This is a genomic window from Nitratidesulfovibrio sp. HK-II, assembly GCF_003402415.2.
GTDB lineage: Bacteria > Desulfobacterota > Desulfovibrionia > Desulfovibrionales > Desulfovibrionaceae > Cupidesulfovibrio.
Window position 1 is genome coordinate 3743002 of sequence record NZ_AP036014.1, and the last position, 22142, is coordinate 3765143.

19 protein-coding genes are annotated in these 22142 nt (G+C 68.5%); 14 read left to right on the forward strand and 5 right to left on the reverse strand.

The genetic code is table 11. The annotated features are described in order from the left end of the window. Positions 1-103: 103 nt before the first annotated feature. The 7 genes from RVX_RS15785 to leuB all read left to right on the forward strand — a co-directional run bounded on the left by RVX_RS15785 (position 104) and on the right by leuB (position 7518). Positions 104-952 (forward strand): TVP38/TMEM64 family protein, encoded by an 849-nt coding sequence (locus RVX_RS15785; protein ID WP_116308248.1) that lies wholly within the window; start codon positions 104-106, stop codon positions 950-952. Positions 953-1159: 207 nt separating this feature from the next. Further along, positions 1160-1804, forward strand: a complete 645-nt coding sequence (locus RVX_RS15790; protein WP_116308247.1) for a phosphatidylserine decarboxylase family protein — start codon at positions 1160-1162, stop codon at positions 1802-1804. Between the two features lie 48 nt (positions 1805-1852). After that, positions 1853-2602, forward strand: a complete 750-nt coding sequence (gene pssA, locus RVX_RS15795; RefSeq protein ID WP_116308246.1) for a CDP-diacylglycerol--serine O-phosphatidyltransferase — start codon at positions 1853-1855, stop codon at positions 2600-2602. Between the two features lie 228 nt (positions 2603-2830). Further along, a complete protein-coding gene (locus RVX_RS15800) occupies positions 2831-4375 on the forward strand; it encodes a 2-isopropylmalate synthase (protein ID WP_116308245.1) in 1545 nt (514 codons plus the stop codon). Next, positions 4376-5632, forward strand: a complete 1257-nt coding sequence (leuC, locus tag RVX_RS15805) for a 3-isopropylmalate dehydratase large subunit (protein WP_116308244.1) — start codon at positions 4376-4378, stop codon at positions 5630-5632. Between the two features lie 61 nt (positions 5633-5693). Next, complete coding sequence (locus RVX_RS15810; protein WP_116308243.1) at positions 5694-6185, forward strand: 3-isopropylmalate dehydratase small subunit; 492 nt, start codon at positions 5694-5696, stop codon at positions 6183-6185. 256 nt (positions 6186-6441) lie between these two features. Continuing rightward, positions 6442-7518: a 3-isopropylmalate dehydrogenase gene (gene leuB, locus RVX_RS15815; protein ID WP_007524715.1), complete on the forward strand. Its 1077-nt coding sequence runs from the start codon at positions 6442-6444 to the stop codon at positions 7516-7518. Between the two features lie 1222 nt (positions 7519-8740). Here leuB and pspC read toward each other — a convergent pair. From pspC to pspA, 3 genes are all read right to left on the reverse strand, one after another. After that, positions 8741-9328, reverse strand: a complete 588-nt coding sequence (pspC, locus tag RVX_RS15820) for an envelope stress response membrane protein PspC (protein ID WP_216362362.1) — start codon at positions 9326-9328, stop codon at positions 8741-8743. Positions 9329-9330: 2 nt separating this feature from the next. Further along, a complete protein-coding gene (gene pspB / locus RVX_RS15825) occupies positions 9331-9651 on the reverse strand; it encodes an envelope stress response membrane protein PspB (protein WP_116308242.1) in 321 nt (106 codons plus the stop codon). A 217-nt stretch (positions 9652-9868) separates the two neighbouring features. Then, positions 9869-10600, reverse strand: a complete 732-nt coding sequence (pspA, locus tag RVX_RS15830; RefSeq protein WP_116308241.1) for a phage shock protein PspA — start codon at positions 10598-10600, stop codon at positions 9869-9871. A 189-nt stretch (positions 10601-10789) separates the two neighbouring features. On the opposite strand from pspA, the gene pspF reads away from it, so the two are divergent. Continuing rightward, positions 10790-12025, forward strand: a complete 1236-nt coding sequence (pspF, locus tag RVX_RS15835) for a phage shock protein operon transcriptional activator (RefSeq protein WP_116308263.1) — start codon at positions 10790-10792, stop codon at positions 12023-12025. A 74-nt stretch (positions 12026-12099) separates the two neighbouring features. After that, on the forward strand, positions 12100-14067 hold the full coding sequence (locus RVX_RS15840) for a molybdopterin biosynthesis protein (RefSeq protein ID WP_116308240.1): 1968 nt from the start codon (positions 12100-12102) through the stop codon (positions 14065-14067). 723 nt (positions 14068-14790) lie between these two features. Here RVX_RS15840 and RVX_RS15845 read toward each other — a convergent pair. Next, positions 14791-15747 carry a DMT family transporter gene (locus RVX_RS15845; RefSeq protein WP_230404852.1) on the reverse strand — a complete coding sequence of 319 codons (957 nt, stop codon included), beginning with the start codon at positions 15745-15747 and terminating at the stop codon, positions 14791-14793. A 164-nt stretch (positions 15748-15911) separates the two neighbouring features. Between RVX_RS15845 and RVX_RS15850 the strand changes: the two genes are divergently transcribed. The 5 genes from RVX_RS15850 (at position 15912) to RVX_RS15870 (ending at position 20261) form a co-directional block, all read left to right on the forward strand. Next, a complete protein-coding gene (locus tag RVX_RS15850) occupies positions 15912-16595 on the forward strand; it encodes a peroxiredoxin family protein (RefSeq protein ID WP_116308239.1) in 684 nt (227 codons plus the stop codon). Between the two features lie 56 nt (positions 16596-16651). Then, positions 16652-17524, forward strand: a complete 873-nt coding sequence (locus RVX_RS15855; protein ID WP_116308238.1) for a redoxin domain-containing protein — start codon at positions 16652-16654, stop codon at positions 17522-17524. 37 nt (positions 17525-17561) lie between these two features. After that, entirely contained in the window at positions 17562-18176 is a 615-nt protein-coding gene (locus RVX_RS15860; RefSeq protein WP_116307786.1) for a VOC family protein, read from the forward strand. 395 nt (positions 18177-18571) lie between these two features. Further along, entirely contained in the window at positions 18572-18973 is a 402-nt protein-coding gene (locus RVX_RS15865; protein ID WP_116307785.1) for a MucR family transcriptional regulator, read from the forward strand. A 355-nt stretch (positions 18974-19328) separates the two neighbouring features. Next, the gene (locus RVX_RS15870; protein ID WP_116307784.1) at positions 19329-20261 is read left to right on the forward strand and encodes a DMT family transporter; all 933 of its coding nucleotides are present in this window, start codon (positions 19329-19331) and stop codon (positions 20259-20261) included. 83 nt (positions 20262-20344) lie between these two features. On the opposite strand, the gene RVX_RS15875 is transcribed toward RVX_RS15870, so the two are convergent. Further along, on the reverse strand, positions 20345-21850 hold the full coding sequence (locus RVX_RS15875) for a flagellar hook protein FlgE (protein ID WP_116307783.1): 1506 nt from the start codon (positions 21848-21850) through the stop codon (positions 20345-20347). Positions 21851-22142: the final 292 nt, after the last annotated feature.

Sequence of the window (22142 nt, forward strand, 5' to 3'; positions counted from 1 at the left end):
GTCGTCCATCCTCCGGCAGGCAGGCCCGCCCGTGCGCACTCCCCGTCCCATCGCCCCCCCGGCCCACCCCCCCCGCGACCCGGCACGGGGCGGGCCTGCCGTCTTGAAACCGAGTGGCCCTGCCGCTCCAACTCGCCGCCTGCCCCTGCCCCCCGCCGTGCTGGCCGCCCTGGCGCTGGCCATCCTGCTGGCGGCGCTGGCGCTTACCGGCCACTTTCCGGCCGTGGGGCCCGACCAGGCGCTGGCCCTGCGCGACCGGCTGCTGGCCCTGCACGCCCGCCATCCCCTGGCCAGCGTGGCCGCGTACGTGGCGGGCTATGTGCTGATGACCTCGTGCTCCATCCCCGGCGCGGTGTTCCTGACCCTGACCGGCGGGGCGGTGTTCGGATTCGGCGTGGCCCTGGCCGCCGTCAGCGCGGCCAGCACCGCCGGGGCCTGCGTGGCCTTTCTCTGCGCCCGGCACCTGCTGCGCGATACGGTGCGCCGCCTGTGGCCCGGCCAGCTTGCCCGCATCGACGCGGCCATGGCCCAAGGGCTGCCGGGCGGCCCCCCGTGCGGCCCCGCCCCGTCCGGACCCGCCCCGTCCGGCCCCGCCCTGTCCGGCCTTGCCTCCCCCGGCGCGCTGTGCCTGCTGGGGCTGCGCTGCGTGGCGGTGATGCCCTACTGGCTGGTGAACCTGCTGTTCGGGGTAACCGCCATGCGGCCTTCCACCTTCGCCACGGTCTCGCTGTTCGGCATGCTGCCGCTGAACGCCATCTACGTGCACGCCGGGGCGGAGCTTGGCCGCATCCGCCATCTTGGCGACATCATCTCGTTGCGCACCGGGCTTGCCCTGTGCCTGCTGGCCGTGGCTCCCCTTGCGCTGCGCCGTGCGGCGCGCATGCTGGAGGCCCGGCGGTGCGCCGTTCACCGCGCCGCCGCCGATGCCACCGCCCCGGAACAGCCCGAATAATTCCCGCACGGGCCGCACGGGTCGCACGGGCCGGGCAGTCCGGATCGGGTCCCCCCGCGCCCCCGTTCCCGCCGTCCGCCCGCCTCCAGCCCTGCCCGCCCCTGCCCGGTTGCCAGCGCGGCGGCTTTTGCCTACACTCCCGCCACATTGCCCGCGCACGGTCCGCGCCGCGCGCCATGGCCACCACCGCAACCAACGGCACCCCACATGCGCAAAGCCTCCATCGGCATCACCCCCGAAGGCGTCCCGGCCATCGGCCTGTGCGCCCTCGTCACGCTTTCCCTCGCCATGCTCGGCTGCGCCACCGGCAGCTTCGTGTTCATGCTGCTGACCTGGTTCTGCTGCCACTTCTTCCGCGACCCGGAACGGGTCACCCCCACCGCCGACGGCCTTGGCATCAGCCCCGCAGACGGCAAGGTGGTGCGCGTGCAGACCATGCCCGACCCCTTCACCGGCCAGCCGCGCACCACGGTGTGCATCTTCATGAACGTGTTCAGCGTGCACGTGAACCGCGCCCCGGTGGCGGGCACCGTGACCGACATCGCCTATCATCCCGGCAAGCTCCTGAACGCGGCGTGGGACAAGGCCTCCACCGACAACGAGCGCTGCGCCTACCGCATGACCGGCGACGACGGCTCGTCGTGGACCTTCGTGCAGATCGCGGGGCTCATCGCCCGGCGCATCGTGTGCCGCACCGACGAGGGCGATTCGCTGGCCCGCGGCGAGCGGTTCGGCATGATCCGCTTCGGCTCGCGGGTTGACCTTTACCTGCCGGACGACTATTCTCCGGCCGTGAACGTGGGTGAACAGGTGTTTGCCGGGCAGACCATTGTGGCGCGCCGCAACGCCTAACCATCTGGATTCACTTACCGCAAGAAGGCACAGGACAGCCGCAAGGCCATGGAACAGCCCGCCCGCCCGATCCACAAGGGAGTGTACATCCTCCCGAACCTCTTCACCACGGCAAGCCTTTTCGCAGGCTTCCTGGCGATGTTGTGGGCCGTTTCCGGGCGGTACGAAGACTGCGCCATGGCCATTCTGTTCAGCGCCCTCATGGACGGCCTGGACGGCAAGGTGGCCCGCCTCACCAACACCGCCAGCGAATTCGGCGTCCAGTACGACTCGCTGTGCGATCTGGTGGCCTTCGGCGTGGCCCCCGGCTTCATGATGTACCAGTGGCAGCTGCACCAGTACGGCCGCCTCGGCATCGCCGCCGCCTTCCTGTTCGCGGTGTGCGGGGCGTTGCGCCTTGCCCGGTTCAACATCTCCACCGCCACCACCTCCAAGAAGTTCTTCATCGGCCTGCCCATTCCGGCGGCCGGTTGCGCCGTGGCCACGCTGGTGCTGTTCAGCCCCTACGTGCCCGACCAGTTCGCGGGCTTTTTCCCGCGCTTCTGCCTTGCGCTCGCCTTCGTGCTCGCCTTCCTCATGGTGAGCCGCGTGCGCTACGCCTCCTTCAAGGAATACGGGCTCATCAAGGCCCATCCGTTCAGCTCGATGGTTACCGCCATCCTGCTGTTCGTACTCGTCTCCTCCGAACCCAAGCTCTTGGGTTTCCTGGTGTTCGCGGGCTACCTCATCTCTGGTCCCGTGTACACCTTCGTCATCATTCCCCGCCGCAATCACAAGCTACTACGCAGCCTATCCTAGGGTTGTCGTAGCAGCGCCCCGTACCTCCGTATCAGGAACGCCCGCCGTTCCCGGGCGGACGTGTACCCTCCTCTCAGCCAGAGTCCCGTCTCCCGGGCCGGCGCGCAGCTAACGAACAGATGCAGCAATCCGTCAGGCGCACACGCCGCTCGTGACGACCGCGCATCAGCGCCATGGTCCCGCCCCCAACCACAACGGGCGCGGACCGCAGCCAGAGGAGCACGAACCATGACCATCGAATCCGGTCGCATCCGCATTTTCGACACCACCCTGCGCGACGGCGAACAGTCGCCCGGCGCCACCATGAACCTCAAGGAAAAGATCCGCCTGGCCCGCCAGTTGGAAATCCTTGGCGTGGACATCATGGAAGCCGGGTTCCCCGCCTCCAGCCAGGGCGACTTCGAGGCCGTGCAGGCCATCGCCCGCGCCGTGAAGGGCGTGGAAGTGGCGGGCCTGTGCCGCGCCATGCCCGCCGACATCGACCGCGCCTGGGACGCCGTGAAGGTTGGCGAGAACCCGCGCATCCACACCTTTCTGGCCACCTCGCCGGTGCACATGCAGTACAAGCTGCGCAAGGAACCGGACCAGGTGGTGGAGATGGCCGTGGCCGCCGTGCGCCACGCGGCCAAATACACCAGCAACGTGGAATTTTCGGCCGAGGATGCATCGCGCTCCAACCCCGACTTCCTGGTGCGGGTGTTCGAGGCGGTGATCAACGCCGGGGCCACCACCATCAACGTGCCGGATACCGTGGGCTACGCCCAGCCCGAGGAATTCGGGCGGCTCATCAAGTACGTCATCGAGAACACGCCGAACAGCCACAAGGCAGTGTTCAGCGTGCACTGCCATAACGACCTCGGCCTTGGCGTGGCCAACACCCTGGCCGCGCTGAAGGCGGGCGCGCGCCAGGCGGAAGTGACCATCAGCGGCATCGGCGAACGGGCGGGCAACGCCTCGCTCGAGGAAATCGTCATGGCCCTGCACACCCGGCGCGACTTCTACCAGCTGGATTGCGGCGTGGTGACCGAGCAGCTCTTTCCCACCTGCCGCCTGCTGTCCATGATCATCGGCCAGCCCATCCCGCCCAACAAGGCCATCGTGGGCGCCAACGCCTTCGCGCACGAATCGGGCATCCATCAGGACGGCATGCTCAAGAACCGCGAAACGTACGAAATCATGACGCCGGAATCCATCGGCAAGACCAAGACCGACCTTGTCATCGGCAAGCATTCCGGCCGCAACGCCGTGAAGAACAAGCTGGAGGAGCTTGGCTACCGGCTGGAGGAAGACCAGCTGGTCACCGTGTTCGAGGCGGTAAAGAAGCTGGCGGACAAGAAGAAGCAGATTTATGACGAGGACATCGAAGCCCTGGTGCTTGAAGAGGTCTACCGCCTGCCCGACCAGTACCGGCTGGTGAACCTTTCCGTGCAGTGCAGCGACACCGGCATGCCGCCCACGGCCGCCGTGGTCATGGACGTCATGGGCGAGGTGAAGCGCTCCGCCGGGTTCGGCGTTGGGCCCATCGACGCGGTATTCAACGTCATCGGCGACATCGTGGGCCGCACCCCCACCCTTGAACGCTACTCGGTCACCGCCATCACGGGCGGCACCGACGCCCAGGGCGAGGTTACCGTACGCCTGCGGCAGAACGGCAGCAGCGCGGTCGGACGCGGGTCCGACCCCGACATCATACTGGCCAGCGCCCGCGCGTACGTGAACGCGCTGAACCGCCTGGCAAAGAAAGAAGAAGAGCAAGAGAAGGAGGGCATCTAGATGGCACACACGCTTGCGCAGAAGATCCTGCAGGCGCACACCGACGAGGCGATCACGGCCGCTGGGCAGATCGTCCGCTGTCGCGTCTCGCTGGCTCTGGCAAACGACATCACCGCTCCGCTCGCCATCAAGTCCTTCCGGGCCATGGGGGCGAAAAAGGTGTTCGATCGCGACAAGGTGGCGCTGGTCATGGACCACTTCACCCCGCAGAAGGACATCGATTCGGCGCAGCAGGTGAAGCTGACCCGCGAATTCGCCAGGGAAATGGGCGTCACCCACTACTACGAGGGCGGCGACTGCGGCGTGGAGCACGCCCTGTTGCCCGAACTGGGGCTGGTCGGCCCCGGCGACGTGGTGGTGGGGGCCGACAGCCACACCTGCACGTACGGAGGCTTAGGCGCTTTTGCGACCGGCCTTGGGTCCACCGACGTTGCCGGGGCCATGGCCCTGGGTGAAACGTGGTTCAAGGTGCCGCCCACCATCCGGGCCACCTTCACCGGCGCCCTGCCCAAGTGGGTGGGCGCGAAAGACCTGATCCTGCGCCTCATCGGCGAGATCGGCGTGGACGGCGCGCTGTACCGCGCGCTGGAATTCGACGGCGCGGCCATCGAGGCCCTGTCCGTGGAAGGCCGCATGACCATCGCCAACATGGCCATCGAGGCGGGCGGCAAGGTGGGCCTGTTCGCCGCCGACGCCAAGACCCTGGCCTACACCGCCGCGCGCGGCCGCAAGGACGCACCCCTGTCCGCCGACCCCGGTGCCATCTACGAACGCGAGCTGACCTTCGACGTGTCCGGCATGGACCCGGTGGTTGCCTGCCCGCACCTGCCGGAAAACGTGAAGCCCGTGGGCGAGGTGCAGGGCGTGACCTTGGACCAGGTGGTCATCGGCTCGTGCACCAACGGCCGCATCAGCGACATGCGCGAGGCGGCGGAAGTGCTGAAGGGCCGCAAGGTGGCCAAGGGCGTGCGCTGCATCGTGCTGCCCGCCACCCCCGGCGTGTGGAAGGAGGCACTGAAGGAAGGGCTGATCGAGACCTTCATGGAATCGGGCTGCATCGTGGGCCCAGCCACCTGCGGGCCGTGCCTTGGCGGGCACATGGGCATCCTGGCCGACGGCGAGCGCGCCATCGCCACCACCAACCGCAACTTCCGCGGGCGCATGGGCAGCCTGGAGTCCGAAGTCTATCTGGCAAGCCCGGCCGTGGCCGCCGCGTCCGCCGTGGCGGGCGTCATCGCCCACCCCGGCAGCCTGTAGGCCCCTGTCGCCCCCTGTCGGCCAGGGACCGTTACACGCCATTTACGGAGGTTTACGCACCATGAGTTACACCGGCACCGCCCACAAGGTGGGCGAGCATATCGATACCGACGCCATCATCCCCGCGCGCTTCCTGGTGACCACCGACACCAAGAAGCTGGGTGAAAACTGCATGGCTGGCCTTGAAGAAGGCTGGGTGAAGCGGGTGAAGCCCGGCGACGTGATGGTGGCGGGGCGCAACTTCGGTTGCGGTTCGTCGCGCGAGCACGCGCCCATCGCCATCCTGGGCGCGGGCATGCCCGTGGTCATCGCGCACAGCTTCGCGCGCATCTTCTACCGCAACGCCTTCAACATGGGGCTGTTGCTGCTGGAAGTGGGCGAAGAGGTGGACAAGATCGCCGATGGCGACACCGTGGAGGTGGACGCGGCCAAGGGGCTGATCACCAACCGCACCACCGGGGCCACCATCACCTGCCCGCCGCTGCCCGCGTCGATGCGGGAGTTGCTGGATAAGGGCGGACTCGTCCCCTACGTCAAGGAGCGTATAGGCTAGCATTCGGGTCTTTTGCCCTCCGGCTTCGTCAGATGCGTCTTTCGCTCCGGTCACGTACGATAAGAGTACGCTCCCTCCGCGAAAGACGCCTCTTCCTCGCCGGAGAACAAAATCCCTCGAATGCCGGTTTTGCAGGCGCGAGGGAAAAGGCGGAAGCGAAAGAAGCCAATCCTGACCATTCCGGCGGCGGGCCGGACCACCGTCCCGCCGCCGCACCACCCATAGCGCGCATCGGTCATCGAAAAGGGATATCCAGATGGACATGAAGATCTGCCTGATGCCGGGCGACGGCATCGGCCCGGAAATCGTGGAACAGGCCGTGAAGGTACTGGACAAGGTGGCGAAGAAGTTCGGCCACACCGTCAGCTACACCAACGCGCTCATCGGCGGCGCGGCCATCGACGCCACGGGCGGGCCCCTGCCGGACGACACCGTGGCCGCGTGCAAGGCGGCCGACGCCGTGCTGCTGGGCGCCGTGGGCGGCCCCAAGTGGGACACGCTGCCCACCGCCATCCGCCCGGAAAAGGGGCTGCTGGGCATCCGCAAGGCGCTGGGGCTGTTCGCCAACCTGCGCCCGGCCACCCTGCTGCCCGAACTGGCCGGGGCCTGCCTGCTGCGCGCCGACATCGCCGCGCAGGGCCTGGACGTGATGGTGGTGCGCGAGCTGACCGGCGGCGTCTACTTCGGCGAGCCGGTGTGCGAGGAAGAACTGCGCGACGGCCTGCGCACCAGTTACAACACCATGATCTACAATGAAGAAGAAGTGCGCCGCATCGCCCGCGTGGCCTTCGAGGCGGCCCGCAAGCGCAGCAAGAAGGTCTGCTCGGTGGACAAGGCCAACGTGCTGGCCGTGTCGCGCCTGTGGCGCGCCGTGGTTATCGAGGTGGCCAAGGAATACCCCGACGTGGAGCTGACCCACATGTACGTGGACAACGCGGCCATGCAGCTGGTGCGCTGGCCCGCCCAGTTCGACGTCATCGTCACCGAGAACCTGTTCGGTGACATCCTGTCCGACGAGGCGGCGGTGATCACCGGGTCCATCGGCATGCTGCCCTCGGCCTCGCTGGGGGCCAGCGGCCCCGGCATCTTCGAGCCCATCCACGGTTCCGCCCCGGACATCGCCGGGCAGAACAAGGCCAACCCCGTGGCCACCATTCTGTCCGTGGCCATGATGCTGCGCTACACCTTCGGCCTGGAGAAGGAAGCCGTGGCCATCGAGCAGGCCGTCAGCGGCGTGCTGCGCGAAGGGTACCGCACCGGCGACATCATGGAGGAAGGCAAGACGCTGGTGGGCACCGTGAGCATGGGGAATCTGGTGGCGGAGCGGGTGTAATGCCCTGTCGGACGTGCCCTGCATAAGAAGTAACGGCTGGCGTGCCTCGTTGAACACGTTTTCTACGAAGGCACGCCAGCCCTTTTGAACACGCTCGATTTCGCTATGCCTCCGGCGGGTGGGGAGCGGTGGCGCGCCCTGTTGGACGCGGCTTCCACGAAGACAGTCGCGCGCGGTTGAACTCGCTCGATTTCGCTATGCCTCCGGCGGGCAAGGGGCCATTGAGCGATGGCCCCTTGCATCCCAGCGCTCCAGGGGCTCCGCCACTTGGAACCCCGGCGTATCCTGCGCCGCATTCTGACGCCGGGCAGCTTCCCTGCGGCGCTTCGCGCCTTCGGGTGATCTGGCGATGGGAATGCGATGTGCCCCTCTCTCCCGCAGCCTTGGCTTCACTTTCTGAGCCATTCCACCGACCTCGTTGCGACGCGTGTCACGTTCCTTTGACCGGCGAGTCACGGCGTTAGATGCCACCCGTGCCGAATTCGTGCAGTAAAGAGAACCTGCCACTGTCGAAAGCACAACTCGTCTCGTTGAGGTGAGGGCTACCTGTGTGCGGCGATACGCGTCCGCAGCCGAAGATCACCGCCGAGGGCTCGCGAGGCGGAAGCTTCGGCGTCGCGGATGCGTACCGCAAACAATGTGTGGAAAGGGGACACTCGCTCGGCCAGACCGACGAGAGCCTTGCGCACATGCGCATTCCGCCGGGCAGATCACCCGAAGGCGCCTTGCGCCGAAGGGAAGCTGCCCGGCACAGGAATGCGGTGCGGGATGAATGGGAATAAAGGCACCGCAGCTACGCCAATGCGCCGGGAGCCTTGTGCGCATCGCATTCAGACGGGCAGATCGCCCGAGGCGCGCCAGCGCCGCAGGGAAGCTGCCCGGCGTCAGAATGCGGCGCAGGATACGTTGGGGGGGACCAGGGGGGCAGCGCCCCCCGGAGCGCGGGGATGCAAGGGGCCGCCGCTCTGCGGCCCCTTGCCCGCCGGAGGCATAACGAGATCGAGCGTGGCCAACAGCGCACGACTGCCTTCGTAGAGGCCGTGTCCAACAAGGCACAGCACCCATTCGCCCCAAAAATACGACGGGAGCGAGAACGTTCGTCCTCGCCCCCGTCCGGAGACGCCTCTCCATCCCGAAGGACTATGGTGTCCGGAACCGTCCGGCCCGCGCGGAGTCCTGCGCGGCAACGCCTCTCGCGTTTCCGCCTTTCCCGCGCCCGGCGCTATCGCTGTGCGCCAAACCTGCGGTCCCAGTCGAAATCCCGTCTCGTGACCACATCCTCCATGCGGCGGATGCGGCCTTCCAGCCGGTCGAACTTCTCCTTCAGCCTGCGCAGCGCCTCGGCCCGCGAGGACACGTAGCTGCCGTAGAAGTCACGCTCGCCCGCGTCGGCCGGTTGCAGCACCGGGCGCGGCTTCATCACCAGCCCGGCCAGCACGTACAGCCCCACCACGGGCCAGAACCCGGTGAACAGGGCCGCCGCCACGAACAGCGCGCGCACCATGAATACCGACATTCCGAAATGTTGCGCAAGCCCTTTACACACCCCCATCAGCTTGCCGTCACGGGCGCGGTACAGGGTGCGCGGTCCGGCATCGCGCCCGCCGCGCAGGCCGTCCCAGGCGTCTTCCTGATGGGTGCCGTCGCGGCGAAAACCATCGCCCTGCCACCCGGCCCGACACCCGCCGTCACGGTCGAATCCGCGCCCGTCACGGTCCTGCCGGTCATGCCGGTCATGCCCGTTCGGGCAATGCCGCCCGCTCCGGCCCCGGCCGGAGCGCCCGTCGAACCTGTCGCCGTATTCGCTCATGGTCATTCCCTCCCCGGCCCGCGCGGCGCGGCGCGCTCACCGGACCGGCCACGCCCCGCCGTGCCGTCGGGGTCGAGCAGCAGCGTTTCCAGCGCCTCCACCCGCTCCTCCATGCGGCCCATGGCCCGGTACATCTCCTGGATCATCCGGGCCTCGTCGTCGTGGGCCGGGGTGGCCCCCTCGCGGGTGCGCAGCAGGCGGTACAGGATGGCCAGCAACAGCACGGCCACCAGCGCGGGCAGCACCATGAACCAGAACATCATGACCGGCCCCAATTGCGCCATGACGGCGAACATTTCCTCGAACATGTACGGCTCATGCATGCGTGGCCTCGAACTGTCGTGCTGCCGTGCGCCGGGGCGTGGCCCATGGCGCGGACAGCGGGGTGGCAAGCCCGGATGGAATCGCGGACGTCAACACGCGCGGCGCAAGTGGCGCGGGCAGCGCGGCCCAATGCGGGTCGGCGCACAACCGGTTTCCGCAAAGGCGATGCCGCGCGGGCATCCAGCCTAGCCTCTGCAACCTGCGGGCGCAAGGCGGTTACTCCGCAGCGCCGGAAACTTCGCCGTGGCGCGGGGCGTCTTCGCCCTTGCCGGCACCTGCCTTGCGCTCGCCCACGCGGGCGCGCAGGGCGGCCAGTTCGCGCTCCAATTCGTCGTGCGTTTCCAGGTCCGCGAAGGCGGCATCCAGACCATTGCGGCCGCCCGAGGGCATGCGCACGGCGTCGGCCTCGGCCTCCATGTGCTCCACGCGGCGCTCCAGTTCCTCGAACCGGTGCATCACCTCCAGCGAGGCGGCGCGGCGCACGTCCTCGCGGGCCTGGCGGCGCACCCGGGCGTGCACGTGGCGCTGCACCAGCATGCGCTGCTTCTCGCGCGCCGCGGCCAGCTTCTCGTCCAGCACGTCCATGTCGCCCTGCGTGCGGGCCACCAGCGCGTCGATCTCGTCCAGTTCGCGGCGCAGCGCGTCGGCGCGTTCGTTCTCGCGGCGGCGTTCCAGCAGCGCCTCGCGCGCAAGGTCTTCGCGGCCGGAGGCCACGGCCAGTTCGGCCCGGCGGTCCCAGCGGTCCACCTGGTCCAGCACGCCGTCCAGTTCGCGGCGCACCCGGCGCGCCTCGGCCATGCTGGCGGCGCACCCGGCCTTCAGTTCCACCAGCGTTTCCTCCATCTCGCGGATCATCAGCCGGACCAGCTTTTCCGGGTCCTCGGCCTTGTCCAGCATGGCGCTGATGTTGGAACTGACGATGTCCTTGAATCGCGAAAAGATACCCATGATCGCCTCCTGCGGTGCGTCGTGCCTTGGTGCCTGCGGGAAAGCAGCAACCGTGCCAGCCCACCCGCAGGAGGCAACCATGAGCAATCACTGGGAATGACCTCAACATGCCGGGCGGCGCGCACCGCCCGCAAAAATGCATTTACACCAATTGCTGGCGAAAATCACCAAAATATGGTTGAACTTCCCATGCACGATCGCACGCGCACTGCCGCCGCGTCGCCCGCGCTGGCCGAGGCCATCGGTCAGTCGGACGCCTTTCTCGCCTTTCAGGAGGCGCTTTCGCGCGTGGCGCGCGTGGAACGGCCCGTGCTGCTGGTCGGCGAGCGCGGCACCGGCAAGGAACTGGCCGCCGCGCGGCTGCACTATCTTTCCCCGCGCTGGCAGGGGCCGCTGGTGGTGCTGGATTGCGCGGCGCTGGCCCCCAGCCTGGCCGAGGCCGAGTTGTTCGGCCACGAGGCCGGGGCCTTCACCGGGGCCGGGGCGCGCCGGGCCGGGCGTTTCGAGCGGGCCGACGGCGGCACGCTGTTCCTGGACGAGGTGGGCAACATCCCCGCCGGGGTGCAGGACAAGCTGCTGCGCGTGGTGGAATACGGCATGCTGGAACGGGTGGGCGGCACGCAACCTGTGCGGGTGGACGTGCGCGTGGTGGCCGCCACCAACGCAGACCTGCCCGCCATGGTGGCGCAGGGGCGCTTTCGCGCCGACCTGCTGGACCGCCTGAGCTTCGAGGTGCTGGCCGCGCCGCCCCTGCGCGAGCGCGGCGACGACGTGGCGCTGCTGGCCCGCCACTTCGCGGCCAGCATGGCGGCGGAACTGGACCTGCCGGAAACGCCGGGCCTGGCCCCCGCCGCCTTGGCCCAACTGCTGGCCCACCCCTGGCCGGGCAACGTGCGCGAACTGCGCAACGCGGTGGAACGGGCCGTGGCCCGGCTGGCTGGCGGCGGCATGCGGGCGGGCGATGTACGGCGAGGCAGCACGAGACCGACGGGCCGCGCCCCGCGCATCGAGCATTTCGACCTTGATCCTTTCGCGCGGCCGTGGCGGACGGGACCGGCAGTCCCCCATCCCGCCCCGGCCGCGCAGCCCCCACCCTCCACGGGGGCCATGGCGGACGGTGCCGGGCCAAGGCGCGGTCCCGGCACCGTACCGCCCGATGGCGCGGCCTTTCCCCCGCGCGAAGCCACGCCGCCAGCCGCCGCGCCGGGCAGTCTCCTCCCCGTCCACACCGGCGCGCCGCATCCGGAATCACTCCTGCCCAGCGTGCCCCTGCCAGAGGCCGTGCGCCAACTGGAGCTTTCCGCCCTGCGCGCCGCCCTGGCCCGCGCCCGGCACAACCGCCGCGTGGCGGCCGAACTGCTGGGACTGTCCTATGATCAGTTCCGCGGCTTGTACCGCCGCCACCGGCAGGATATGGAACCGTAACCGCCCGTAACCAGTTGGCACCACACCGCACCTCACCGCACCGCGCGCACACCGTCAGCACCAAGAGGCACGCCATGTCCCATCCCGATACCTCCGCCACCGTGTCCACCCGCAACATCTACCTCGAAACCCTGCCCATCGCGGAGGCCGTGGACCGCGCCCGCGCCGCGCTGGACCGCGCCGCGCTGGTCCACGCCGAAACCGTGGGCTCGCACGAGGCCGCCGGACGGGTGCTGTCCGAGGCGGTGTACGCGCGCTATTCCTCGCCCACCATGCACAGCGCGGCCATGGACGGCATTGCCGTGCGCGCGGCCGACACCTTTGCCGCGCGCGAGGGCAGCCCCGTGGCCCTGCGCCGGGGCGAAACCTACCACCCGGTCAACACCGGGCACCCCATGCCCGAAGGGTGCGACGCCGTGGTGATGATCGAGCACGTGGCCCAACTGGACGCGGACACCGTGGAAATCGAGGCCCCGGCCTTTCCGTGGCAGCATGTGCGGCGCATCGGCGAGGACATCGTGGCCACCGAACTGCTGTTCCCGCGCAACCACCGGCTGGCCGCCTGCGACGTGGGCGCGCTGCTCTCCGGCGGCATCTGGGAGGTGAAGGTGTGGGAACGGGTGCGCATGCGCATCATCCCCACCGGCGACGAGGTGCTCGATTTCACCACCCGGCCGGAACCGGGCGCGGGGCAGGTGGTGGAATCCAACTCGCAGGTGCTGTCGGCCATGGCCCGCGACATGGGCTGCATGGTGGAGCGCATCCCCCCGGTGCCGGACAACCCGGAGGCCCTGCGCGCGGCGCTGGCCCGCAGCCTGGAGGACGGCTTGCACGTCACCGTGCTGTGCGCGGGCTCGTCCGCCGGCAGCAAGGATTTCACCCGCCAGATCATCGAATCGGAAGGGCGGGTGCTGGTGCACGGCATCCAGGCCATGCCCGGCAAGCCTTCGCTGCTTGGCGAATGTCGCGGGCGGCTGGTGGTGGGCGCGCCCGGCTACCCCGTCAGCGCGGTGGTCTGCTTCGACGAGTTGGTGGCCCCGCTGGTGGCCTGGATGGGCCGCACCGTGCCCGCCGACCGCCCATCCGCCGACGTGCACCTGACGCGCAAGGTGCCCTCCAAGCTGGGGGTGGAGGAATTCGTGCGCCTGGCCGTGGGACGCGTGGGCAACCGCCTGGTGGGCACGCCGCTGGGGCGCGGCGCGGGCAACATCACCACCCTGTCGCGCGCCCAGGCCGTGGCCCGCGTGCCCGCCCTGTCCGAGGGCGCGGCCGAGCACGACGTGCTGCGCGCACGGCTGACCGTGCCCGAGGCGGTGCTGGACTCCATTCTGGTCTGCGTGGGCAGCCACGACAACACCCTGGACCTGCTGGCCGACGAACTGATGGGCGGCGAGCGGCCGTTCCGGCTCGTCTCCACCCACGTGGGCAGCATGGGCGGCATCACCGCGCTGCGCGGCGGCTCGTGCCATTTCGCGGGGGCGCACCTGTTCGACCCGGAAACCGGTGACTTCAACTTCCCGTTCCTGGCCAAGTACCTGCCCGACATGGAGGTGCGGGTGGTGAATCTGGCCATCCGGCATCAGGGTCTCATCGTGGGCAAGGGCAACCCCAAGCATATCCACGGCGTGGAAGACCTGGCGCGCAGCGACGTGCGGTTCATCAACCGCCAGCGCGGCGCGGGCACGCGCATCCTGCTCGACTGGCATCTGGGGCAGGCGGGCATCGCCCCCTCGCGGGTGCAAGGGTACGACAAGGAAGAGCACACCCACATGGCCGTGGCCGTGAACGTGCTGACCGGCGCGGCCGACTGCGGCCTGGGCATCCACGCCGCCGCGCGGGCGCTGGGGCTGGACTTCGTGCCGCTGGCGCGCGAGCGGTACGACCTGGTCATCCCCGTCGGGCACATGGAGGACGCGCGGGTGCAGGCCGTGCTGGCGCTGCTGCGGGACAGGCAATTCCTGAAACGGGTGGAAGAAATGGGCGGGTACGAGACCACGCTGTCCGGGCGGGTGATGGAGAAGGGAATGGGGTTGGAGGGGTAGGCGCGACGCGCCGATGGGTGGAGGTGGAACGGCGTAGTGCCTTGTTGGATGCGGCTTCTACGAAGACACGCCAGCCCCTTTGAACACGCTCGATTTCGTTATGCCTCCGGCGGACAGGGGGGGTTGCAACGAACACCCCCTGTACCCCCGCGTTCCAGGGGCTCCGCCCCTTGGAACCCCGTGTCCTCATGCACCGCATTCTCTCGCCGGTCAGCTTCCCTGCGGCGCACAGCGCCTTCGGGCGATCTGTCCGGCGGAATGCGCATGTGCGCGAAGCTCCCGCAGCCACACCGCCACTCGGGAGACTTCCCGACGCCCCCGTTGCGACGCATATGCCGCCGCCAAAGTCCGGCGGCATATGCTTCTACGCACGGGGCGTTGTCGTTGCCCGCCACCCAAAAGGCAAGTGGTATCCCCGGCAGGGGTTTCCCAATCCTGCCCTGTTCCCTTTCCCTACACCCCGATGCTATCCCGATCCCCTTCCTTTAAACCCGTGCGCGACCTTGCGCGCACGGGGGGCTGGTGTCGGGAGGGCGGCGTGAAAATAAGAGTTTTTTCCGCTGGCGAGGAAGGGCGCGTTTCGCCGCAGGGAGTGTATATGCATACTCGACCAAGGCGAAACGCGCACTGACGACGCCAGCGGGAAAAAGGCTGTTTTTGCGTCGCCTTCCCGGCGTTGCAGGGCCTGCGCCGCCTCCCCCTGCCTTCTCAATCCGCCCGGCGCTACCCCCGGCGTTGCAGCAGGTTGCCCGCCACGATGAGCACCAACCCCGCCAGCGTGGTGGGCAATATCCGCTCGCCCAGCAGCAGCGCAATGAACACCAGCGACAGAAACGGCGAAAAGAAGATCAGGTTGCCGATGCGCGCCGCCGACTCCGTCAACCGCATGGCCTTCAGCCAGAACACGAAGGCAATGCCCATCTCGAACGCGCCCACGTACGCGGCGGCGGCAAGCCCCTGCCCCAACTCCGCCCGGAACGGCAACGTCGAAAAAATGCACGTGGCCGCCAGCACCAGCGGCAGCCCCGCCGCGAAATTGCAGAACAGCCCCAGCACCGGCTCCAGCGGGCTGCGCGCATTGCCGATCCAGTAGAGCGCCCAGATCACCGTGCTCACCAGCGCCAGCGCCACGCCCCCCACGTTGCCCCCGGCCAGCGCGGCCACGTCGCCCCGCGTGGCGATGACCACCACCCCCGCATAGCTCACCGCCACGGCCAGCAACTCGCGCCGGGTCACCCTGTGCCCCAGCAGCGGCACGGACAGCAGCGTCAGGGTGATGGCCCAGGTGTAGTTCACCGGCTGGGCCACCTGCGCGGGCAGCAGGGCATACGCCTTGAACAGCACGATGTAGTAGACGAAGGGGTTCAGCACGCCCAGCAACCCGGCGCGCAGCAGCTCTCGCCGGGGCACGGCAGCCAGTTCGCGGGCAACCCCCCGCGCGCCGTGACGGCACAGCAGGATGGCGGCCAGCACCAGCAGCGAAACCCCTGTGGACACCAGCAGCAACTGCAACGGGTCCAACTGGCGCAGGGCCAGCTTGAAGGCCGTGGCCACCGTGGACCAGATGGCCACCGTGGCGATGCCGTAAAGATACGCCTTGCGCTGGTCGGTACGCGCTCCGGCGGGCATGCCGGACGCCGTGGCGGCATCGCCCGCGGAACTGTCACGAGGGGTGGTCATGTGCGCCTCCTGCCGGATGTACTAGCACCGCCGTGGGGGCATGCCAATGTTTGCGGCCCCCTGCGCACGGTGCAGGACCGGATGCAATGGGCCGCACCTTTGCGCAAACCGGATTCCTGTTGTATGATTTATGGCAGTACGCACCGCAAGCACCGGAGACCGCCATGCACCCGCACCACGCCCCGCAAGCGTTCCAGCCCGCCGCCCGGCCAGCCACTGTTCCCTGCCGTGACACCGCCCCCCAGCCCGCCACGCTATTGCGCATCATCCTGCTGGCCGCCCTGCTGGCGCTGCTGCCCGCCTGCGCCACGCCCACGCTGGCGGAGCCGGTACCAGCCAGCACCCCTTTTCCGGACATCCCCCTGGAAAACGCCGCGTCGCCCGACCAGTTGGCCGCGCTGGGCCTTTCCGGCCAGGGGCCGTGGAAACTTTCGGACATCCGCCCGCCCGGCATGAAGAACGCGGGCAAGGCACCGCTGGTGCTCATCGAGATTTTCAGCATGTACTGCCCGCACTGCCAGCGCGAGGCCCCGCACATGAACCGCTTCGCCGAACTGCTGGCCGCGTCCCCGCTGAAGGACCGCATCGCCGTCATCGGGGTGGGCGCGGGCAACACCCGCATGGAGGTGGACCTGTTCCGCGAGCGTTACGGGGTGACCATTCCCCTGTTCGCCGACCCGGACCTGGCCGTGCATGAACAGGTGGGCGAACCCGGAACGCCGCATTTCTTCCTGGTTTCGCTGAAAAACCGCACGGCACCGGCCACGCTGTTTTCGCGCACCGGGCGCATGGCCTCGCCACAGTCCTTCCTGGACGAGCTTGCCGCCATCGCGAAGCGCGCCAACTGACACCGCCAGACCACCCGATGCAGCCGAACAAGACGGACCCACGCGAGGTAGCCGACATGAACGGAAAAGAATTCACCGCGCCGACCAGCACCGGGCCACGCCCGGTCCGAGGGCTGGCCATCACCCTGGCTCAGGCTGCCATCCGGACACTGGCCGTCACCCGGATCATCACCGGGACGCTGCCGCGCGCCCTGCTGTTCGCGTTGGCCCTTCTCGCCCTGCTGGGGGCTGCGCCTGCCGCCTGCCCCGCAGCGGGGCTCCAGGATCTGCTGTATCAGGAAGCGCCCCGCAAGCCCGTGGACAGCGCGCTGAAGGTGGCCGTGGGCGACCCCGCGCCCGACTTCGCCCTGCCCGCGCTGCCCTCTCCGGCCGCTTTGGCCGTGCAGGGCGGCAGCCCTGGCGATGGCATGGTCCGGCTGTCCGACTACCGCGGCAAGCGCGCGGTGGTCCTTTCGTTTGTGCCCGCCGCGTTCACGCCGGTCTGTTCCGGGCAGTGGCCTGGCTACAACATCGCCCGCGAGGAATTCGAACGGCGCGGCGCGGTGCTGCTGGGCATCACCACCGACAACCTGCCCTCGCTGTACGCCTGGACCCGCGAAATGGTCGAGAACTCACCCGGCGCCGACACCGGGCATGACGCAGGCAGCAGCGGCCCGCAGGCCTCACCGCCGCCAGGCAAGGCGCGGGCGTCTTCCGCCGCCGCACCCGGCGACCCTGCCGGGCTGTGGTTTCCGGTGCTGTCCGACTTCTGGCCGCACGGGGCCGTGGCCGCGTCCTACGGGGTGCTGCGCGGCGACGGCATGGCGGAGCGCGCCCTGTTCGTCATCGACAGGCAGGGCGTCATCCGGCACATTCACGTCTCGGACATCAACAAGCGCCCCCCGCTGGACATCATCCTGCGGGCGCTGGATGCGCTGCCCGCCCCCTAGCCCACCCGCACGCCGTTCAACCGCGTCAGGAGCACCAATGCCCCGCTACACCGGCTTCAACCACCTCGCCATGGTCACCGGCGACATGGAGACCACCGTGCGCTTCTGGCGCGACCTGCTCGGCATGCGCATCGTGGCGGGGCTTGGCCACCCCGGATACCGCCAGTATTTTTTCGAGGTATCGCCCACCGACATGATCGCCTTCTTCGAGTGGGACGGCGTGACCCCGGTGGAGGAAAAGGACCACGGCGCGCCCGTGCGCGGGGCCGTGGTGTTCGACCATGTGTCCGTGGGCGTGGCCTCGGACGACGACCTGTGGGAACTGAAGGACAGGCTGGAAGCCGCCGGATTCTGGTGTTCCGAACTGGTGAACCACGGCTTCATCCATTCGCTGTACAGTTTCGACCCCAACGGCCTTGCCATAGAATTTTCCGCCCCGGCGCCCGGCGTGGACGTGCGCGCCGCCCCCCGCATGACCGACACCCACCCCGCGCCCGCCGCCATGGAGGGCCCGGACCCCGTGCCCGGCCACTGGCCGCCCGTAACCGCGCCCACCCCCGCCGCCGACCGCAGGGTGTACCCCGGCGAAGGCGACGACTTCCTGCGCATCAAACGCAACGCCTGGGATACGCCGAAGCCCGGCCGTTCATGACGCCCGGCCGGAGTGCGCAACCGCACATCCGGCGTCACACAGGACGCCCCGCCTTTTTCCGCATGCACATGCACTGCGCGTGCAGCCCACCTGCGGACCGCGCACAGCCGTTTCACCGCTCCCTGGCCATGTCGGGAGCGGTGTTGCGTTTTTTCATTCGGCCATGCACCCGCCGGTACATCTTGTTGCATGCAAGAAAATAATGGAATTACGCCACAAGAGGTGCTAATGCAGTGCACATGCGCATTGCGGCCTTGACCGCGCATGATGTACCCCGGTTTCACGGCGGCCCATGCAGCGGCGTGCGCCACGCCCCGCATACGGAGTGCGACGATGTCGGCCGCCGTGGCCCCATCGGCCATGTTGCGCCTCCGCCACCACAAAGGAGTACCGAAATGGAAGAATATCTCAAGCAGGCCCTCGACATCGTGAAGGCGCAGGCCAGCGTTCGCACCATGGCCGAGGAAGAGATCAGCTCCATGGTGCAGAAACTCGCGCAGGCCATCCGCCAGATCAGCGAGGGCGGTCCCGCCGATGAACAGGCCGCCCCAGAGGCTCCCCTGCCCGACGCCACGAAGGCGCTGAAGGAAAAGTCCATCACCTGCCTGGAATGTGGAAAGACCTTCAAGATCCTGACCCGCAAGCATCTGGCCTCGCACGACCTCACGCCCGACAGCTACCGGGACAAGTACGGCTACCGCAAGGACATGCCGCTGGTTTGCAAGTCGCTGCAGCGCGAGCGCCGCAAGAAGATGAAGGACATGAAGCTGTGGGAGAAGCGCCGCAAACCGGCGTAGCACCTGGCGGACCTTGCGCCGCGCCCCCGGCTTCTTTCGTGCTCGCCGCCTTGTCGGCCACGCATGACGTTTCCGACGCCCCGACGGCACCTGCCGCCGGGGCGTCGTCATTGCGGAAAACGGTCGCACAGGTACACTTCAGCCAGCGCGCGAATGGCGGGTTTCGCCGCGCGTTCCCCGCATCGGTGGCGGGCCTGCGCGTGCCTTTCCATGTCTTCGCCTCCCTTCCTGCCCGGCCCTGCGCCCCCCCGTCCCGAAGAAGCGCCGCTCCAACCCGTGCCAGTGGACACGCGGGGGGCGCGCGTCTAGTGTGCGCCCACCGCCCGCCCCACACACCTCGTCCCCAGAAACGCACATGCCCGCACCCCGCATCCCCACCGCCTCCCCGGCCACGCTGGCCCTGTTGTTGGCCATGCTGCTGTGGAGCAGTTCGTTCATCGCCATGAAGGTGGCCCTGGAAGGGTATGACCCCATGGTGGTTGTCTTCGGGCGCATGGGCATTTCATCGGCGGTGTTCCTGGCCCTGTGGCGCAACTTCCGCCACGTGCGCTACCGCAAGGGCGACTGGAAGCGCCTGGGAGCCATGGCCCTTTGCGAGCCCTGCCTGTATTTCGTGTTCGAGGCGTATGCCCTGCGGTACACCTCTGCCTCGCAGGCCGGCATGATCGTATCGGTGATGCCCCTGTGCGTGGCCGTGGCCGCGTGGTTCATGCTGGGCGAACGGTTGGCCCGCCGGGTGTGGTGCGGCTTCGGCCTGGCCATCGCCGGGGTGGTCTGGTTGAGCCTGGGCGGTGCCAGCAGCGAAAACGCCCCCAATCCGCTGCTGGGCAACCTGCTGGAACTGTGCGCCATGGTCAGCGCCACCGGGTACGTCATCAACGCCAAGAAGCTGTCCGCCACCTACCCCCCGCTGTTCATCACCGCCGTGCAGTCCCTGGCGGGCAGCGCGTTCTTTCTGCCGCTGCTGTTCCTGCCCACCACGCACCTGCCGGACGCCTTTCCGATCCTGCCCACGCTGTCCGTGGTGTACCTTGGCACATGTATCTCGCTGGGGGCATACGGGCTGTACAATTTCGGCGTCAGCCGCCTGCCCGCCGGGCAGGCCTCGGCGTTCATCAACCTGATTCCGGTGATCACCCTGCTCATGGGCCGGGTGCTGCTGGGCGACGAACTGACCCCGCAGCAGTACGCGGCCTCCGCACTGGTGCTGGTGGGCGTGCTGCTGTCGCAGGGCAAGGGCGCGACCCGGCGCAGCGACGCCGCGCCGGAACCCGACGCGGGGGGCTAGCGCGCCGCGCGCCCCCCCCTGCCGCAACGAAAAGGCCGCCCCCCTAAAGGAGCGGCCTTTCTCATGCCAGTGCCGTTCGGCCCCTACGTGCGCTTCAGTTCCAGCGCCTTCTGGATCATGGAGTCGGCGGTCATGATCGACTTGGAGTTGGTCTGGAAACCGCGCTGGTAGAGGATCATGTTCACGAACTCGCGCTCCATGGACACGTTGGACTGCTCCAGCGTCTTGGCTGCCACGGTGCCGAAGTTCTCGGTGTCGGGCAGGCCCTCTTCCGCCGCGCCGGAATCCTTGGTGGCCGAAAAGTGGTTCATCCCCTCGCGGCGCAAGCCGTCCTCGCTGGTGAAGCGGTACAGGGTGACGCGGTACAGTTCATCGTTCTGGCCGTTGCTGTAGCGCCCGATGACCGTGCCGTCCGAACTGATGTCCAGGCTGGCCAGAAATCCTTCCGCGTAGCCATTCTGCTTCGAGCGCAGCTCGGACGAACTGCCCCCATAGGCCGTGGTGCTGGCCGAGGCCAGGGTGGCCCCGCCCATGCCCATCAGGGCGGAGGCATTGGACCCCACCGCTGCCGGGGTGGCCGCGCCCGCCGTCCACGTGCCGGTGGACGAGGACAGGCCGAGATCCAGGCTGATCAGTTGCGTGCCCCCGCCGCTGGCGAAGGTGGCCGAGAACTGCGGCAGGCCGTCCGCCCCGAACGAGGCCGGAGCCCAGTTGCTGAGGTTGGTGGCGTCCGTGCCGGTGGGCGTGTAGGCGGACATGTTCACCAACTGCCCGGCGGAATTGAAGGTGAGCGTGCCGGACATCAGCAGCCCCGCGCCGGATGTGCCCGCCAGGGCCGATCCGTCCTGCGCCGGGTTCATGGCCACCACGAACTCGAAATACTTGTTGCCGCCGCTTTGCCCCGCGCCGTCGAAATACACGTTCACGTCGTGCGCAGTGCCCGATGCGTCGTAGATCTTGATGGTCTGCTTGTAGTTGTAGGCGGAATCGCCCAGGGGCGTGTCCGACGTGCCGTTCCACTTGGAAAGCAGCGAGAAGTAGGGGTTGGCCGCGTCGGACGACTTGTCGCCCGAACCCAGGTTGTTCAGGGCCGTGATGGACGTGGTGGCCCTGGGAGCCATGACGTTGCGCCCGTTTGCCCCCGGCGGCAGGCTGATTGGCCCCGTCGCGCCCTCCACGCCGTCGGTGATGGCCCGCCCGGTGAGCACGTAGCCGTTGGGGTCCACCAGGTTGCCGTCCTTGTCGAACCGGAAGTTGCCCGCGCGCGTGTAGTGGACGTCGCTGCCCAGGGTAACCTGAAAGAACCCCTTGCCGTTGATGGACAGGTCGGTGATGTCGGTGCCCGACTCATACGGCCCCTGCCCATACGCGGTGCGGATGGTGGTCAGGTTCGAGCCAAGGCCCACCTGGCTGATGGACGTGGTGGCGGAGTTGCCCGTGCCCGCGTACTGGCTGAGCAGGTCCTCGAACAGCGCCTGCTGTTGCTTGAACCCGACGGTATTGACGTTGGCGAGGTTGTTGCTCACCGCCTGCATGCCCTGCGACAGGGTTTTCATGCCGGAGGCGCCGGAATAGAGGGCGCGTAACATGCGTGTCTCCTCGGGCGTGGAATGCCCCGGTCCGTGCCGCGTTTCGCCTGCCTTCCCGGCGGAAGGCGGGCACGCGGGACCAGGGAAGATTCTTCCCTGAAGGGTCGCAAAGCACGAGCCGTGCCAGCGTTGGGCAATATTTCGCAACATTGCGGAATGTAAAGACGTCGGCGCATGAAAACGGGCGCGAGGCGGCAGGAACTGCCCTGCGGCGGTGGCCCGCGCATGCGAAAGGGCCGCGCGGCTGTGCCACGCGGCCCTAAAGAGCCTCGCGCATGCGGGGCCTGCCGGG